The following is a 17,409-nucleotide window of genomic DNA, read 5'->3' on the forward strand; positions in this document are numbered from 1 at the left end:
CTGTAGAAGCTTTAGAAATTTTTTAAGTCAATAAATTAATGATTGATTATTAACTTAGCGAATCTAGACAGACGTTTTTTAGAATTGTATAGCTTATTTGAACATTCCTAAATCTCCCCTATAACATCTTTCCGAAAAACTATAATTTTCTTGAAAAATATATCTGGCTATGCTATACTACTAGTATAGAAAGATTTGGAGAAAAACATGAAACGCGAGATCTTATTAGAACGTATTGATAAACTCAAACAAGTCATGCCCTGGTACGTCTTAGAATATTACCAATCAAAACTGGCTGTTCCGTACAGTTTTACGACCTTGTACGAATACTTAAAGGAATACGATCGATTTTTCACCTGGGTCTTGGAATCAGGTATATCAGATGCTGACACCATGGCAAATATTCCCTTAGACGTTCTGGAGCACATGACCAAGAAAGACATGGAATCCTTTATTCTTTACTTGCGTGAACGTCCTCTGCTCAATGCCAATACGACGAAAAACGGGGTTTCTCAAACAACCGTTAATCGTACACTTTCTGCACTTTCTAGTCTTTATAAGTATTTGACTGAGGAGGTTGAAAATGAACAAGGGGAACCTTATTTCTATCGCAATGTTATGAAGAAGGTTGCTACCAAGAAAAAGAAAGAAACCTTGGCTGCGCGAGCTGAAAATATCAAGCAAAAGCTCTTTTTAGGTGATGAAACAGAGGGATTTTTGAATTATATAGATGAAGAATACCCTAAAACTCTCTCAAATCGAGCCTTATCGTCCTTTAACAAGAATAAGGAGCGAGATTTAGCCATTATCGCACTCCTTCTTGCCTCTGGTGTCCGTCTTTCTGAGGCAGTTAACCTAGATCTTCGAGATCTTAACCTTAAAATGATGGTGATTGATGTTACTCGAAAAGGTGGAAAAAGAGACTCAGTCAATGTGGCTGCCTTTGCTAAGCCTTATTTAGAGCAATATCTTGCTATTCGAGACAAACGTTATAAGACAGAAAAGACTGATACAGCCCTCTTTCTGACCTTATATCGAGGTGTTCCAAACCGGATTGATGCTTCTAGTGTTGAAAAGATGGTGGCCAAGTATTCAGAAGACTTTAAAGTCCGCGTAACTCCCCACAAACTGCGCCATACTCTTGCAACCCGTCTCTATGATGCAACCAAATCCCAAGTTTTGGTCAGCCACCAGCTAGGACATGCTAGCACACAGGTAACGGACTTGTATACGCATATCGTTAATGACGAACAGAAAAATGCCTTGGATGGTTTATAAAATACATAATATACATAATATAAATTATGTAAATAATAGCTACAAAAAAAAGAAGCTGGAAAAACCAACTTCTTTTTTTTATTCAACAACAGCCTCAGCAATTTCTTCTGCAGTAATTCCTGCGAAGTAACGGCCTAAGTTAATGGTTTGAAGTGCTTTAAGAACATCTTCACGTTCGTATTTAATGCCACGAAGGACATCTTCTACTGCTGCTACATCTTCGATACCAAAGAAGTCTCCATAAATCTTGATGTCTTGAATTTTTGACTCAATAACATTAGCAAAGATTTCAACTTTACCGCTTGGGAATTTAGTTCCACGACGGACGTTATACTCTGGTGATTTCCCATAGTTCCAGTCCCAAGTTCCAAACTTAGTTTCTTTGATGCGATTGATTTCAGCTAATTCTTCATCTGAGAATACATACTCAGTCATCTCAGAGTATTCTTTTTTCATGTATTCCAAGAGTAAATCACGGAATTCTTCAACAGTGATCTTTTCTGGCAACTCATCGATAATATTAGTTACTCGAGCACGGACTGATTTAACCCCTTTTGATTCAAACTTATCTTTAGACACTTTAAGTGCGTTAGCTAGGACTGACAAATCCACGTCAAAGAGAAGACAACCATGGTGCATGATACGGCCATTGATATAGGCTTGTGCATTTCCACAGAATTTCTTACCGTCGATTTCCAAGTCGTTACGGCCTGTAAATTCAGCTTTAACACCAAGTTCAGCCAAAGTATTGATAACTGGAGTAGAGAAGCTCTTGAAGTCAAAGGCCTTGTTTTCATCTTCTTTTGAAATGATGGTATAGTTAAGGTTGTTCAAATCATGGTAAACAGCTCCACCACCACTGATCCGACGGACTACTTCAATACCGTTTTCGCGTACATAGTCACGGTTAATTTCTTCGATGGTATTTTGGTGACGACCTACAATGATAGATGGTTTGTTGATCCAAAGAAGGAAGATTTGATCTTCATCAAGAAGATGCTTAAAAGCGTACTCCTCTAAAGCAATATTAAAGGCAGTGTCGTTTGAATGATTGATAATGTATTTCATAAGATACCTTCTAATACGATAGAGACTGGAAAATAATTCCAGTCTAATCTATCTATTTTTATTTTTTCTTAGGTGAATGGATAGCCATTCCAAGAACATCAGCAAATGCTTCGTACATAACTTCAGAGTATGTTGGGTGACCGTGGATTGTCTTAAGCATTTCTTCTACAGTGATTTCCATTTCGATGATACTTGACGCTTCATTGATCAACTCTGCAGCAGCAGGACCAATGATATGAACACCAAGGATTTCACCATATTTCTTGTCTGCAATGACTTTAACAAATCCTTGAGCAGCATCTGATGCAATTGCACGTCCGTTTGCGGCAAAGTTGAATTTACCGATTTGGACATCATATTTCTCACGAGCTTGTTCTTCAGTCAAACCAACTGCTGCTACTTCTGGAAGTGTGTAAATAGCTGCAGGAGTCAAGTTCAATTTAGCAACATGGTGATTTCCTTTAAGGGCATTTTCAGCAGCTACTTCACCCATACGGAAGGCAGCGTGAGCCAACATCTTAGTACCGTTGATATCACCTGGCGCATAGATACCTGGAACAGATGTTTCCATGTATTCATTGACCTTGATACGACCACGGTCTAACTCAAACTCAACTTCTCCGATTCCTTCAAGGTCTGGAACACGACCGATTGAAAGAAGTGCTTTATTTGCGATGATATCATCTTTTCCTTCGACTTTGATACGGAGTTTGCCATCTTCTTCGATGATTTCTTGCAGTTTAGTACCTGTCAAGATAGTCATACCTTTGCGTTCAAGAATCAAGCGAAGATTCTTAGATACTTCTGCATCCATAGCTGGAACAATGCGGTCCATCATTTCGATAACAGTTACTTTTGAACCGAATGTCATAAATGCTTGACCAAGCTCGATACCGACAACCCCACCACCAATGATCACAAGGCTTTCTGGTACTTCATTCATTTCAAGGATGTCATCACTAGTCATAACAAGTGATGATTCCATACCAGGAACGTTGATTTTGCTTACTTTTGAACCACCAGCAAGGATGATCTTCTTAGTTTCAAGCAATTCAGAACCATTTACCAAGACATTCTTATCTTTAGTAATAGTACCGATACCTTTATGAACATCAACTCCATAGCTACGAAGAAGTCCTGCAACACCACCTACAAGGGTATTGACAACTTTAGATTTTGTTTCTAGAAGTTTGTCCATATCAACTGTGAAGTTAGGATTTTCAATTACGATACCACGATTTGCTGCATGGCCAATATTTTCGATAATTTCAGCGTTGTGAAGGTAAGTCTTAGTTGGGATACATCCACGGTTCAAACAAGTTCCACCAAGTTCAGATTTCTCAACAAGAGCAACCTTACCACCTAATTGAGCTGCTTTAATGGCAGAAACATAACCAGCAGGTCCACCACCAATAACAACGATATCATAAGCATCATCGCTCTTACCATCATCGTTCGAAGCACTTGCTGCAGGTGCTGGGCTAGCTTCTGGTGTAGCTGCTCCAGCTGTTGGGATATTTTCCCCTTCTTCACCAAGATAACCGATAACTTCAGTAACAGGAACAGTCTCGCCGTCCCCTTTCAGGATAGCGATCAAGTAACCGTCTTCTTCTGCTTCCAATTCCATGCTGACTTTGTCAGTCATGATTTCCAAAAGGATTTCTCCTTCTTTTACAAATTCTCCGACTTTTTTATTCCATTGGACGATTTGTCCTTCTGTCATATCCACGCCGGCTTTTGGCATAATTACTTCTAAGGCCATATCTTACTTCCTTTATCTATATTTCTAAAAATAAATTCTCTAAACCAACATTGAGATTGGGTTTTCAATTAAAGCTTTCAAGTCTTTCATAAACTTAGCACCAGCCATACCATCTACGACACGGTGGTCAATTGTTAAACCAAGACTCATAATTGGACGAATCACGATTTCACCATTAACAACAACTGGTTTCTCAATTGTTGAGCTAACCCCAAGGATTGCTGAGTTCGGTTGGTTAATGATTGGACCGAATGATTGAACACCAAACATTCCCAAGTTACTGATGGTGAAGGTTGAATTTTGCAATTCGCTAGGAGCTAGTTTACCATCCAAAGTACGTCCGATAACATCTTTGAAGGCAACTACCAACTCAGACAAGCTCATTTTTTCAGCATTGTAGACAACTGGCGTCATCAAACCATTATCCATTCCAACAGCCATCGCAAGGTTGACATAGTTGTGAGTGATAATTGTCTTACCATCTTCAGTTAATGAAGCGTTAATGTACGGGTGTTTCATAAGCGTCTTAACAACCGCAAGTGAAAGCAAGTCTGTAACAGTAATTTTCTTGCCAGTTGCTTCCATGATTGGATCAAGGACTTTCTTACGAAGGGCAAGCATTTCAGACATATCGACATCGTAGTTAAGCGTGAAGGTTGGTGCAGTCAAGTATGATTCAACCATACGTTGAGCAATAACCTTACGCATTGGTGTCATCGGAATACGCTCGATTTCCCCATAAGGAGTTACGTTATCTGGAATTTCTTCCACTTTTTCGATCTGAGAAGGTGACTTAATCGTATCGTTTTCAATATTTTCCGGAAGGAAAGCTAAAACATCCTTCTTCATAATCTTGCCACGATGACCAGTTCCTTGGATTTCCTGCCATGCAATGTTATGTTCAAGGGCAATTCGTTTTGCAAGTGGTGAAATGCGAACCACATTAGTGTCTTTAAATGTTTCCACGTCTTCTTTGTGGACACGACCGTTTGCGCCTGAGCCAGAAATATCGTAGAGATTAATTCCTAAATCATCCGCTAATTTTCTAGCTGCAGGAGTCGCTCTTAGCTTATCATCAGCCATGACCTCTCCTATTCTATACTAAGATATTAAGGACGAAGAGGGCAATGAAAAAATAGGAGATTGACGATGTGTTCGATGAACACAAGGAAATCTATCTTTTTTTCACAGACCTCCGTCCGAATTCAATTACATGATGCAAAGGGCGTTTAAAAGCGACCGAAAAATAGGAAATCAACGTAGACTTCGATGAAGTCAAGGAGATTTATCTTTTTTTCGAGCTTTTAGCCCGTGCTCTAATCTAAGATATCAAGTACGTAGAGAACTTTGCATCTATTAGATACAAAGCTTCTCGTCTGATTTATTTGTTTACATAATCTATTTTATGTATTATTGTTTGTTGTGAGTTTTACGGATTGCATCTTTGATGCTTTCAACTGTTGGAATCATTGCATTTTCAAGATTTTGTGCGTAAGGCATTGGTACATCTTCCCCTGCACAGCGGCGAATAGGTGCATCTAAATAATCGAATGCTTCTGATTCTGAGATAATAGCTGAAATTTCACCGATAAAACCACTTGTCTTGTGGGCATCGTTGACAAGAACTACTTTTCCAGTCTTCTTAACTGAGTTAATGATGATGTCTTTATCAAGTGGAACCAAAGTACGTGGGTCTACTACTTCTACTGAGATGCCTTCTTCAGCCAATTCTTCAGCTGCTTGCATAACACGACGAAGCATTTTACCGTATGTTACTACTGTTACATCAGTTCCTTCGCGTTTGATTTCTCCGACACCAAGTGGAATTGTATAGTCAGGATCTACTGGTACTTCACCTTTTTGGTTAAATTCTGATTTGTATTCAAGGATGATAACAGGGTTGTTGTCACGGATAGAAGACTTAAGAAGTCCCTTCATATCAGCTGGTGTACCTGGAGCTACAACCTTCAATCCTGGGATATGAGTGAACCAAGATTCCAATGATTGTGAGTGTTGTGCTGCAGAACCTACTCCGTTACCAGCGGCACAGCGGATTGTAATAGGCACTTGACCTTTACCACCAAACATGTAACGAGTTTTAGCTGCTTGGTTGACGATATTATCCATGGCAATAACAGAAAAGTCCATGAAAGTCATGTCAACGATTGGGCGAAGTCCAGTCATAGCAGCACCAGCAGCTGCTCCAGAAATAGCTGCTTCGGAAATCGGACAGTCACGAACACGTTCTGGTCCAAATTCTTCAAGCATACCTACAGATGTACCAAAGTCTCCACCAAAGACACCGACATCTTCACCCATCAAGAGTACATTTTCGTCGCGACGCATTTCCTCAGACATTGCAAGGATAATGGTATCGCGGAAAGACATTAATTTTGTTTCCATATTTCTCTACTTCTCCTTAGTCTGCGTAAATATCTTCAAAAGCTGATTCTAGTGGAGGGAATGGACTTTCTTCTGCAAACTTAACAGATGCTTCCACTGCTTCCTTAACTTGCGATTGAATTTCTTCGAGTTCTTCTGCACTAGCAATATTATTTTCAACAAGGTACTTGCGAAGGTTTTCGATTGGATCTTTTTCTTTCCACTCATCGACTTCTTCACGTGTACGATATTTACCAGGGTCTGATGAAGAGTGACCAAGCCAACGGTAAGTTACACTTTCAATCAAGACAGGACCTTTACCAGAACGAACATGGTCAACTGCTTTCTTAAATCCTTCGTAGACATCGATAACATTGTTACCGTCTTCGATAAACATTCCTGGAATACCGTAAGCAGCACTACGCTCGTGGATATGCTTGACATTTGTCATTTTCTTAATATCAGCAGAGATTCCATAACCGTTATTGATACAGTAGAAAATTACTGGAAGATTCCAAATTGAAGCCATATTAACAGCTTCGTGGAATACACCTTCATTCGTCGCTCCATCACCAAAGAAGCAGACAACGATTTTACCAGTGTTTTTCATTTGTTGAGTAAGGGCTGCACCTACTGCGATTCCCATACCACCACCAACAATACCGTTGGCTCCAAGGTTACCTGCATCAAGGTCGGCGATGTGCATTGATCCACCTTTACCTTTACAAGTTCCAGTATACTTACCAAGGATTTCAGCCATCATACCATTAAGGTCGATTCCCTTAGCAATGGCTTGTCCGTGACCACGGTGGTTTGATGTTATGAGGTCGTCTTCGTTTAGAGCTAACATAGCCCCAACGTTTGCAGCTTCCTCACCAACAGAAAAGTGCGTCATACCTGGCACTTTTCCTTTTTTTACTAATTGAGCAATTTTTAAATCCATACGACGAATTTCTTCCATCTTACGGAACATCTCAAGCAAAAGATTTTTATCTAAAGTTGACATAATCTTGCCTTTCTAAGTTTAATTTCTTATAGTTCTATTCTAACTTATAGGTTAACTAGAGTCAAAGATTATGCTTGATATTTTTTCACAATATAAAAAAAGAAAAGTCAATGAAATCAAGACTTTTCTTTATGTAAAATGGCTATTTCACAAACTGATTTCCATGGATATTTTCAACAAATTATTTGAATCTTTTCATAATAACTTGTAAACGCCACTGATAGAGTAATCCGCTGACAACTAAACTTACGATAAGACCTATCCAATATGAATAAGCATCGAGATTTGTTGAATAATCTAGAAACAAACCAAGAGGTATAGCAACTCCCCAGTATCCAAGGAGACCAAGGTAGAAAGGTATGACAGTATCTTTGTAGCCTCGTAAAATCCCTTGTAATGGTGCCGCAAATGTATCAGCTAACTGGAAAAATAAGCTATAGGTCATAAAACTAGCAGTTAGTTGAATGAACTCTGAATCATGACCATAGAGACTGGCAACATTTTCTCTAAAAACATAGAGAAAAGAAAGTGTTAAAATTGCGAATGCCATAGCTGATAGTCGTCCAATTTTTATGTATTTCTTAGCATCCTCTAGACGTTTAGCACCAACTTCGTAAGAAACAACAATAGCCATCGCTGTTGAAATGCTCATAGGAAAGGCGTACATGAGAGATGAAAAGTTCATGGCAGACTGATGACTAGCTATTATCAATGATGAAAACTTCGCCATAATCAAGCCAACGGCTGAAAAAATAGCAACTTCTGCAAATACAGTTCCACCTATTGGTAATCCCAGTTTTATCGCTTCTTTTATTTTATTCCTGTCTAAAGGTAGACGGTTTTCTAAATGTAGTTCTTTTAATTTTTCTTGTTTAAGAAGGACGAGTATAGATATACCCAACAAGGCCCAATAAGCCATAGAGGTCCCAAGTCCCGCTCCAGCTCCTCCCAACTCAGGAAAACCAAAGGCACCATAAATCAATAAATAGTTAAAACCACTATTGAGAGGGAGCAATAAAAGCATCAAATACATGGACAACCTTGTCAATCCAAGTGCATCCAGTAACGAACGAATAACACTAAAGAGTAAAAGAGGAATAATCCCTATTGCTAAAAACCATAGATAACGAACTGCTATATTTGCTACCGCCGCTTCTAATCCCATATTATTTAGAATTAGTGGAGCAACCAGAAAAACTAAAACAAATAGAAAAATGGATAAGCCAAGTGAAAGATAAAGAAACTGATAGAAATCAGAAGCCACTTCTTCTTTTTTCCCACGTCCTAAATGATGTCCAACTATAGGGACTATGGCAGAAACAATACCTGTTAAAAAAGTAAAGAAAGGATTCCACAAGCTAGTAGCCATTGAAACACCAGCTAAATCAATCGTATTATACTGGCCGGTCATGGTCGTATCGACAAAGGAAGCCGAATAATTTGCGAATTGATAAACCAAAATAGGGAAGAAAATCTTAAGAAATAAAATGAACTTGTCTTTAAAATGATGGGTTGGATACATACAGACTCTCTCTAAATTTAAATATTATAGAGCAGTATTTCATCTAGTATTTATAGACAATCTGTCCATTACAAATAGTGTATTTTACCTGCCCTTTTAACTCTTCACCGATAAATGGGGAGTTAGATGCTTTTGAAGCAAAATGTGATTCTACGATACGGTCTGCTTTATCATCGAAAATGGTAATGTCAGCTGGACCATTTTCAGCCAAATATCCTGCTTCAAAATGATACAATTTTGCTGGGTTTACTGTCATTTTTTCTAATAATTCCATCAAGCTTAGCTCACCAGCTTCGACTAAGTAAGTTAAACCAAGTGACAATGAAGTTTCCAGTCCTGTCATACCCGATGGAGCTTTGGTGATATCCTCGACGTTCTTTTCATCAGCATGGTGAGGCGCGTGATCTGTCGCAATTACTGAAATGACTCCTGACTTGAGTCCTTCGATAACTGCACGGCGGTCAGACTCCAAGCGAAGTGGTGGATTCATCTTAGCATTACTTCCCTTAGTCAAGAGAAGCGCTTCAGTCTTAGAGAAATGTTGCGGTGCTACTTCTGCAGTTACGTTTGCTCCCAAATCTTGAGCGAACTCCACAATTTTGACACTCTCTTCCTTGGACAAATGCTGGATATGAACATGGGCTTTTGTAGCATAGGCGATCATGACATCACGTGCAATCATTGCATACTCTGCAACCCCAGTAGCACCACAAATATGGAAGTGTTCTTTAGCAATATTTTCATTAAAACCTAGCGTACCATTCAGACCAGGATCTTCCTCGTGTAAGCTGATAAATGTGTTGAGTTTTTTAGCCTCTTCCATAGCTCCCTTGACCACTTTACTGCTTTCAAGAGGAATACCATCATCTGAAAAACCAACGGCTCCAGCTTCTAAAAGCGCCTTAAAGTCAGTCAAGTCTTGGCCATTAAAGTTCTTGGTAATAGTTGCTACAGACTTAACATTAATTTTTTCCTTTGCTGCAGATTGAAGAACTTCCTGCAAAGTCTCAACATCGGAGATGGTTGGGTTGGTATTAGCCATCATGACAACTGTCGTAAAACCACCAGCTGCTGCTGCTAGTGCACCTGTATGAATGTCTTCTTTATGAGTTTGACCAGGTTCACGGAAATGAACATGGATATCCACCAAGCCAGGTGCAACTACAAGACCAGTTGCATCAATGACCTCTGCATCTTTTTCACTAATTTGTGGTGCAATTTTGACAATTTTACCGTCTTCAACCAAGACATCACACACTTGATCCAAACCAGACTTGGGATCCATTACACGACCATTTTTGATTAGTAACATCTGCTTTCTCCTTTATTCGTAGAAATCTACTTGAGTATCCAATAACTTATCACTATCATAAACAAACTTTGCTGAAAAGAATGGTTTATCTTCTAAAAGCCACTCTACGAAGGTGTGGTCTCCTTCCCAGGTTGGTTTGCTTAAAACTTCATCATAAGGAACCCATTCTAAGGTCCCTTCATTACAGTCAATCAACTCCCCTTCAAACTCCGTCACCTTAAACACATAGGTGTACCAGTCTAAGTCTGGTGTGAACTCTGGAAAGGTGATTACACCTTTAAGAACTGGCTTAGCCTTCAATCCTGTTTCTTCTAAAATCTCGCGGGCCGCACATTCTTGTGGAGTTTCTCCACGCTCTAACTTTCCACCTACACCGATCCATTTTCCTTCATGGACATCATTAGGCTTTTTATTGCGATGAAGCATGAGCAGTTCTTTTCCATTATCAATGTAGCAAATCGTCGCTAACTGGGGCATATTATTCTCTCCTTATCTAAGCCAATCAATCGGCTCTTGTCCTGTCTCTGTTAAGAATGTATTGGCCTTGGAAAAAGGCTTGGAACCCCAAAATCCTCTGTAAACGGAAAGAGGACTCGGATGAGCTGATTCAATAATCAGATGTTGAGGATTAGTTACTAACACCTTCTTCTTACGTGCATAAGCACCCCAGAGAACAAATACTACTGGTCTATCAAGATTATTAACAACCTTAATTACAGCATCTGTAAAAGGCTCCCATATCTGCCCAGCATGACCATTTGCCTTCCCAGCAGGAACGGTCAAGCAAGCATTTAGAAGTAAAACTCCCTGCTCAGCCCAAGCTGTCAAATCATGGGATGATTTAACTCCAATGTCAGCAGCAAGTTCTTTTAAAATATTTTGCAAAGAAGGAGGTGCTGGGATATTATCTGGAACAGAAAAACTCAAACCTTGAGCCTGACCAGGACCATGATAAGGATCCTGACCAAGAATCACCACTTTAACCTCTTCAAGAGGAGTTGTCAAAAGAGCCTGAAAAACTTTTTCCTTGGCCGGATAGACAGTTTCTTGTGCATAAACCTGTTCCATAAAGTGATTGATTTTCCCAAAATAACCTTCCGGTAATTGCTCCTTAATCAAGGCGTGCCAAGATGAGTGTTGCATCTTTCTCTCCTTTATCGTATCCATCTAAAAGCACGTCTTAATTCATCCGTACCATTTTTAAAAAAGCATAAACCATGTGCAAGTATGATTTTATCCGGTTTCCAGTTTAACATAAGGGAAAAGGAAACCTTTGCTTCCCTTTGTCTTCCTAAAAAAGTCATCCGATAGTCAATAGGAGTTTGACCATCAGGGGCTGTTACACGAGCTAAACGATAGAATCTTCTGCGGATTGGACTAGCTATCTTTTCTGGTTCAAAATTCTCTATGAGGTCTGTCACAATCAGTGTTTTAGTTGATTTATGAAAAAATACCACCTCTTCAATGACTGAACTTCCCTTAAAAATGAGTTGTTCAATCTCATCAGACCATAAGTCAGGAGCCTTATCTGTTAAGGGAGCATCAAATACAACCTTGACTTTCTGACTTTTCGCTCTCTCTTCTACTCCCGGACTAGACCATGCTTGCGCATGAGGATATCTTTGTTTCCAATCTGCAATATAGGCGTAGTGAATCTTATTTGGTGAAATCAGGTAAGCCACTTTGCCCAAAGCGTCCAGTTCAGTAAAAAGTTTCTCATTTGGAGCAATAGGAGAATGAATCCAAAGTTTGTCATCATTTAACTTAATCACCGTCATACGTGTCTGAAAAGGAAGTTTGAAGGCCTTCATATCCATTTGTATCAAATCACCATCCACTATCCAGATATTTTGATCAACTTCCTTTAGTAAATACAATGGTTCATAAAGAGAAAGAGGTGGCGTAGACATCATTTACTACTCCTTCATTTTCACTGCCTCTATTATAGCAAAAAGTGGCTATGGAAACCACTTTTTACAGTTTATCTAAGAGTTCTAGCAGAGCCTGATAAGAGTCAACTTCATAAGTTGGCTGGGCTAAGCTCTTATTTACCAGATGATGAGGATTATACCAGATGGTATCAATGTCAGCATTATTGCCACCTTGGATATCGGCGGTTAGGGAATCTCCAATCATCAGCGTCTTTTCTTTACTAAATCCAGCAATCTGCTGACCAATTTTTTCATAGAACAGTGCATCAGGTTTTTGCGTTTGCAACTGCTCTGAGATAAAAACTTGGTTGAAATAGGGAGCCAGACCTGATTGAGCCAGACGACCTGTCTGAATTGTAGTTATCCCGTTGGTGGCAGCGTAGAGTTCATAACCACGATCAATAAGGCTATCTAAGAGTTCCATGGCCCCAGAAAATACCTGCCCCTGTTGAGCTAAAAAAAACTGATAACGTTCAGCTAAGTATACGCCATCCTTTTCAATTTCAAAATGAGCAAATAAACGAGAAAAACGTGTGTTAACTAGTTCTTGTTTTGTAATCTTTTTAAGCTCCAAATCCTTCCAGAGAGACTTGTTCATTGGAACGTAATAATCTTTATAGGCTTGAATATCAGAAACACCTTCTTCTTTTAGAAGTTGCGTTAAAGCCACATCTTCGGCAGCATCAAAATCGAGCAAGGTATGGTCGAGGTCGAAAAGTAGAAATTTATAAGTCATAAGTATAGTATCCTAAAGTTTCCAAATAATGGTTGTTAAAATATCTTCACAATCCTTAGCTCTAAGTATATCATATTGAACATCTTATTTCTGAAACTTAGTTCATATCCTAACTAAATTTTTAATTCAGTGTAGGTTGAATTTTTAAAAAAAGTTTGTAAAAAATGAACAATCTTTTTATTTTTTTAGAAATTTGTCGGAAATATCTTACTATTTTATATTATTATTTGCCTTACACTCTTAATTGTGATATAATTCACGTTGTAGGGGAGTTTTAGTGTTAGACTAGGAGGAGGCTTGGTTAAAGTTTGTCTATAAAATGAACCTATATGACTAACTCGTCTCTCAGTTAATAATTGACGCTACTTTATAGTATATTTAGAAGCTATCTTAATTTATAAGAAGGATGTATATGATGAACAAAAAGAAAAAGTTTAGTATTTTCTCGTTTTTGATATGCGTATTGACGACTATTTTCGTTTTTAGTTTGAATAAAACTTTTGCTGAAACTCCTGAGGTTTCAGTAACCGGAAAATTCGTAGATACAATCCAAAATGTTAAAGTATCAAATAATGAAGGTGGAGTTCTCGACTGGGACTTGCAACAGTGGGCAACTTTCCGAATCAATGCAGATTTTGATTTAGCTGGAAAAAATGTCAAAGCAGGAGATACTACTGTTATATCTGTACCGGATGCTTTGATGATTACTTCACAATCATTCGATGTTAAAGATATCAATACAAATGAAATTATCGCACATGCCAAAGTGAATGCAGATAACAAGTCCATTTCTTTAACTTATACAGATTATGTCGAAAAGCACTCTGATACAAGCGGATCTTTCTTCTTTTACGCTCGTATAGATTTCAAAAAACACCCACAAAAAGGTGAAATTCCGGTAGAAATCACCATTAACAAAGAAACAAAAATTGGTGGTAAAGTTTCATTTGCTGGTATCGGAGACGGAAATCCAAAAGTTTTAACAAAGACTAGTTGGGTTAATGAAGGTGATAAAAGAGAGGTCCAATATACTATTTCAGTCAATCGTACAAAACAAAACATCAAAGGTGTAACGATTGAGGACCACTTGCAATTTACAAATGCTTCTTACGTAAAAGATAGCATTAAGGTTATCAAAGGTAAATTCTCTTTCGAAACTGGTGAATGGGTATTCTCAAACCGCGTTGATGTGACAGACCAACACAAGATTACAGTTAGTGAAGATGGACAATCTTTCGTTGTCGAATTAGGGGACATTACAGAAGAAGACCAATATCGTATTTCTTATAACGTTCGTCTAAATTATGACCCTGTTGATGGTGAGTTATTGAAAAATGAAGCAACTCTTAAAGGTGTTGGTATTGAAAGTAACAGCATAATTAATGGTGCTGCAGTTCAAATTGCTGGTGGTGCTGGTCTTGGTTATGTCTACTCAATCAACATCCATAAAGTCGATGATGCTAACCAACCTATCAAAGGCGCTAAATTTAAAGTAGTACGTGAAGCAAACAATCAAGTAATTGGTGAATACGAAACTGATGAAAATGGTAATATTACTGTTAATGCATTATTAAAAGATAAATATATTTTGACAGAAACAGAAGCTCCTGCAGGATTCGTTATTAAAGATGCTGACACTGTCGTAAATATTGAAGACTTTGGAACTGATCACGCTGTAACAAAAACAATTGTGAATTCAAAAGAAGAGACAACTACAACAACGACGGAAGCACCTACAACTGTTACAACAACGACAGAAGCGCCTACAACAACAGAAGCTCCTACAACAACAGAAGCTCCTACAACAACAGAAGCTCCTACAACAACAGAAGCGCCTACAACAACAGAAGCGCCTACAACAACAGAAGCTCCTACTACAACAGAAGCGCCTACTACAACAGAAGCGCCTACTACGACAGAAGCGCCTACTACGACTTCTGTAACTACTACTGAAGCTCCTACGACTACTACAGTAACTACTACTGAGGCACCTACAACTGTTACAACAACAACTGAAGGACCAAGTACAGTAGTGACAACTGAAAATACAACAACTACAGAAGAAAAACCCGGACTTCCTAAAACTGGAGAAGGTAAAGGAACATTAGTTACTATCATTGGTTTTGTAACTTTAGTTTCATCCATTATTTTGGTAGCATTTCTACATAAATCAAAAAAAGACTAATTCTAAATTAGAGATTAGGTTTGATTAGAAGCTCAAAAAGGATTTACTTTTAAAAAGTAAATCCTTTTTGTATGATTAAAAATAAAAATCGATAACCATTTTATGGTCATCGATTTTAAAATATTTTAATCCTTTTCACCAAGTTTACTATTGATAGTCATCATGATACTTGCAATCTTTTCACCCCAATATGGATCAGAAGCGTAAAGAGTGTTCATTCCAGATGATTTATTACCAAGATGAGTTCTACCTTCATCAATATAATTCTCTCGGATCCATTTAGCTGCCCCCAAGATTCCTTTGTCGACATTGTCAAAACTCTTTGCTGAATCATATGGAGTTGTATCGTAGGCAGCAATACCAAAGAAGTTATTCTTATCCTTAGCAATCTGACTACGTCCCCATGCACTTTCTAGAGCGCTGTGAGCCATGAGATAGAGTGCATTCACCTGATAACGTTTCTCCGCTTCTTTGAAGACCTCTCCTTTACCTGCGAGACGACTTCCGTTAATATTCATAAGAGAATAAACTTTATCTAGTTCAGCTGCAGTATAATTGGTTGGCTTTCTTAAGTCTCGATAGAGGAATGGATTCTCGACTTTAAAGGTATCAAAGTTAACACCATCCGCTGAATAGTATTTTTTACCAATTGCCATCGATGAACTATGAGGTGCTACACGAATACTAGTATAAGGCGATAACTCGTGATAAACGTAACGACCGTCACTCGTATAATGAGGGATAAACTCATCACTAGCATTTACAGCTACAAGGTCACTCTTATTCATAAAGCCTGAAAGTCCAGAAATCTGAACTGGTAGTCTTTCTCCTTGAGATCCTGAGGCAGAAACGGTAACGATAGAACCTTGCGAAATATAGCTAAGTCTGCTACCAGAGGCACTATATACATAGGCTATAATTGGTTTTACCTTATAGTAAGTTGACGTAGATGGATTAGAGATCCATTTTCCATTATTCTCGAAACTATAATCTTTACCTTTGATTTTAAGAGTTCCAGTAGCATATAGTCCATCTTCTTTCAGATAATACCAAGCATTGTATGAGTTATCAAAAATCCACTCACTTTTGGCCATATGGCCACCTGATTTAAGATAGTAGGATCCTTGCCATTGATTTTCAGCGTAAGAACCATCTGATTTTAAGTAGAACCAGCTATTGTGCTGTTTGTCGAAAATCCATTCACTTTGTGCCATAGCACCACTATCTTTTAAATAGTATTTCTTTTTCCAGGTGCTACTTACCATTACACCTTCCGCATCAAAGTAATACCAACGGTCTTTAATTTTTTCCCATTTATTACGAGTTATCTTACCAGAGGCATTAGCATAATACCACTTGTTAGAAATTTTAACCCATGATGATTCAGCTAAGGCTCCACTCTTGTTGAAGAGATACTCTTTGTAAATCGTATCACTGAGCATGGTTCCGTCTTGGTTAAAGTAATACCAGATGTTCTTAATTTTTTCCCACTTATTACGAAGAATTTTCCCGTCTTGATTGCCATAGTACCATTTATCACCAATTTTAGTCCAAGTGTTAATTGCTAAAGCTCCACTACTATTGAACAAATAGTCTTCGTAAATGACATTACTAAGCATGATACCGTCTTGATCAAAACGATACCAATCTCCAGAAATACTAGCCCATTTATTTCGAGTTACTTTTCCTTCTTCAGTCGCATAATACCATTTATTTTCAAGTTTTACCCATGATGATTCCGCTAGGGCTCCACTCTTATTGAAAAGATAGTCGTTATAGACAGTATTGCTAAGCATGGTACCATCCTGGTTAAAATAATACCAAACTCCAGCGATCTTCTTCCAATTTTTGACAGCCTTTTTATTTTCATAATAACGCCATTGGCCATTCTCTTTTTGCCAACCTTCTTTGTTGACCTCTTCAGTAATTTCTTCTGTTGAAGAGTTATCCTTGGTAAGGGCTGTTTCTTGTTTCTGTGTGGTTTGAGAAGAATCCTTTTCTGCCTTGTTTTGTGTTTCGTTCTGATTCTGTCTATCGTTCTGCTCTTGACCTTGAGTTTGCTTTATCTCTTTATTATCCTTACTAGTTCTATTTGCTACAGTTTTGTCAGAACTTTCTATTTTATTTGTAGCTTTGTTTTCTTCAGCCAATACTGTTGTTTTTGAAATACCTGCAATGGAAAGAACAACAGTACTTGCTAGTAATATCTTTTTCATTTTTAACCTTT

Annotated in this window: 14 protein-coding genes; 2 read left to right on the forward strand and 12 right to left on the reverse strand. The window is 38.3% G+C overall.

Annotated features, from left to right (window positions below):
* Positions 1 to 207 precede the first annotated feature (207 nt).
* Positions 208 to 1,278: a tyrosine recombinase XerS gene (gene xerS, locus M1F91_RS01500; protein WP_247912336.1), complete on the forward strand. Its 1,071-nt coding sequence runs from the start codon at positions 208 to 210 to the stop codon at positions 1,276 to 1,278.
* Between the two features lie 78 nt (positions 1,279 to 1,356).
* On the opposite strand, the gene M1F91_RS01505 is transcribed toward xerS, so the two are convergent.
* The 11 genes from M1F91_RS01505 to M1F91_RS01555 all read right to left on the reverse strand — a co-directional run bounded on the left by M1F91_RS01505 (position 1,357) and on the right by M1F91_RS01555 (position 12,997).
* Entirely contained in the window at positions 1,357 to 2,346 is a 990-nt protein-coding gene (locus M1F91_RS01505; protein ID WP_247912337.1) for a lipoate--protein ligase, read from the reverse strand.
* Positions 2,347 to 2,404: 58 nt separating this feature from the next.
* Entirely contained in the window at positions 2,405 to 4,108 is a 1,704-nt protein-coding gene (lpdA, locus tag M1F91_RS01510; protein WP_247912338.1) for a dihydrolipoyl dehydrogenase, read from the reverse strand.
* A gap of 39 nt (positions 4,109 to 4,147) precedes the next feature.
* Positions 4,148 to 5,191 (reverse strand): dihydrolipoamide acetyltransferase, encoded by a 1,044-nt coding sequence (locus M1F91_RS01515; RefSeq protein ID WP_247912339.1) that lies wholly within the window; start codon positions 5,189 to 5,191, stop codon positions 4,148 to 4,150.
* Positions 5,192 to 5,518: 327 nt separating this feature from the next.
* The gene (locus M1F91_RS01520) at positions 5,519 to 6,511 is read right to left on the reverse strand and encodes an alpha-ketoacid dehydrogenase subunit beta (protein WP_006152177.1); all 993 of its coding nucleotides are present in this window, start codon (positions 6,509 to 6,511) and stop codon (positions 5,519 to 5,521) included.
* 16 nt (positions 6,512 to 6,527) lie between these two features.
* Positions 6,528 to 7,496 carry a thiamine pyrophosphate-dependent dehydrogenase E1 component subunit alpha gene (locus M1F91_RS01525; protein WP_247912340.1) on the reverse strand — a complete coding sequence of 323 codons (969 nt, stop codon included), beginning with the start codon at positions 7,494 to 7,496 and terminating at the stop codon, positions 6,528 to 6,530.
* A gap of 181 nt (positions 7,497 to 7,677) precedes the next feature.
* Positions 7,678 to 9,018: an MATE family efflux transporter gene (locus M1F91_RS01530; protein ID WP_247912341.1), complete on the reverse strand. Its 1,341-nt coding sequence runs from the start codon at positions 9,016 to 9,018 to the stop codon at positions 7,678 to 7,680.
* A gap of 43 nt (positions 9,019 to 9,061) precedes the next feature.
* Positions 9,062 to 10,330, reverse strand: coding sequence for a dihydroorotase (locus M1F91_RS01535; protein ID WP_247912342.1), 1,269 nt, complete (start codon positions 10,328 to 10,330; stop codon positions 9,062 to 9,064).
* A gap of 12 nt (positions 10,331 to 10,342) precedes the next feature.
* Positions 10,343 to 10,807, reverse strand: a complete 465-nt coding sequence (locus M1F91_RS01540; protein ID WP_247912343.1) for an 8-oxo-dGTP diphosphatase — start codon at positions 10,805 to 10,807, stop codon at positions 10,343 to 10,345.
* A gap of 12 nt (positions 10,808 to 10,819) precedes the next feature.
* Complete coding sequence (locus M1F91_RS01545) at positions 10,820 to 11,473, reverse strand: uracil-DNA glycosylase (protein ID WP_247912344.1); 654 nt, start codon at positions 11,471 to 11,473, stop codon at positions 10,820 to 10,822.
* Between the two features lie 11 nt (positions 11,474 to 11,484).
* Positions 11,485 to 12,240, reverse strand: a complete 756-nt coding sequence (locus M1F91_RS01550) for a DUF4336 domain-containing protein (RefSeq protein ID WP_247912570.1) — start codon at positions 12,238 to 12,240, stop codon at positions 11,485 to 11,487.
* Positions 12,241 to 12,304: 64 nt separating this feature from the next.
* On the reverse strand, positions 12,305 to 12,997 hold the full coding sequence (locus M1F91_RS01555) for a YjjG family noncanonical pyrimidine nucleotidase (RefSeq protein ID WP_247912345.1): 693 nt from the start codon (positions 12,995 to 12,997) through the stop codon (positions 12,305 to 12,307).
* A gap of 415 nt (positions 12,998 to 13,412) precedes the next feature.
* Between M1F91_RS01555 and M1F91_RS01560 the strand changes: the two genes are divergently transcribed.
* Positions 13,413 to 15,182: an Ig-like domain-containing protein gene (locus M1F91_RS01560; protein WP_247912346.1), complete on the forward strand. Its 1,770-nt coding sequence runs from the start codon at positions 13,413 to 13,415 to the stop codon at positions 15,180 to 15,182.
* 125 nt (positions 15,183 to 15,307) lie between these two features.
* Here the strand turns inward: M1F91_RS01560 and M1F91_RS01565 are convergent, their stop codons facing one another.
* Entirely contained in the window at positions 15,308 to 17,398 is a 2,091-nt protein-coding gene (locus M1F91_RS01565; RefSeq protein ID WP_247912347.1) for a glucosaminidase domain-containing protein, read from the reverse strand.
* Between the last annotated feature and the right edge of the window lie 11 nt (positions 17,399 to 17,409).

The organism is Streptococcus sp. oral taxon 431, from assembly GCF_023110115.1.
Classification (GTDB): Bacteria; Bacillota; Bacilli; order Lactobacillales; family Streptococcaceae; genus Streptococcus.

Bases quoted from the DNA above. Each gene is read 5' to 3' on its own strand.
- M1F91_RS01505 (WP_247912337.1), bottom strand. From the start codon at position 2,346: ATGAAATACATTATCAATCATTCAAACGACACTGCCTTTAATATTGCT.
- M1F91_RS01560 (WP_247912346.1), top strand. From the start codon at position 13,413: ATGAACAAAAAGAAAAAGTTTAGTATTTTCTCGTTTTTGATATGCGTA.
- M1F91_RS01565 (WP_247912347.1), bottom strand. From the start codon at position 17,398: ATGAAAAAGATATTACTAGCAAGTACTGTTGTTCTTTCCATTGCAGGT.
- M1F91_RS01545 (WP_247912344.1), bottom strand. From the start codon at position 11,473: ATGCAACACTCATCTTGGCACGCCTTGATTAAGGAGCAATTACCGGAA.
- M1F91_RS01550 (WP_247912570.1), bottom strand. From the start codon at position 12,240: ATGTCTACGCCACCTCTTTCTCTTTATGAACCATTGTATTTACTAAAG.
- lpdA (WP_247912338.1), bottom strand. From the start codon at position 4,108: ATGGCCTTAGAAGTAATTATGCCAAAAGCCGGCGTGGATATGACAGAA.
- xerS (WP_247912336.1), top strand. From the start codon at position 208: ATGAAACGCGAGATCTTATTAGAACGTATTGATAAACTCAAACAAGTC.
- M1F91_RS01535 (WP_247912342.1), bottom strand. From the start codon at position 10,330: ATGTTACTAATCAAAAATGGTCGTGTAATGGATCCCAAGTCTGGTTTG.
- M1F91_RS01540 (WP_247912343.1), bottom strand. From the start codon at position 10,807: ATGCCCCAGTTAGCGACGATTTGCTACATTGATAATGGAAAAGAACTG.
- M1F91_RS01520 (WP_006152177.1), bottom strand. From the start codon at position 6,511: ATGGAAACAAAATTAATGTCTTTCCGCGATACCATTATCCTTGCAATG.
- M1F91_RS01555 (WP_247912345.1), bottom strand. From the start codon at position 12,997: ATGACTTATAAATTTCTACTTTTCGACCTCGACCATACCTTGCTCGAT.
- M1F91_RS01530 (WP_247912341.1), bottom strand. From the start codon at position 9,018: ATGTATCCAACCCATCATTTTAAAGACAAGTTCATTTTATTTCTTAAG.
- M1F91_RS01515 (WP_247912339.1), bottom strand. From the start codon at position 5,191: ATGGCTGATGATAAGCTAAGAGCGACTCCTGCAGCTAGAAAATTAGCG.
- M1F91_RS01525 (WP_247912340.1), bottom strand. From the start codon at position 7,496: ATGTCAACTTTAGATAAAAATCTTTTGCTTGAGATGTTCCGTAAGATG.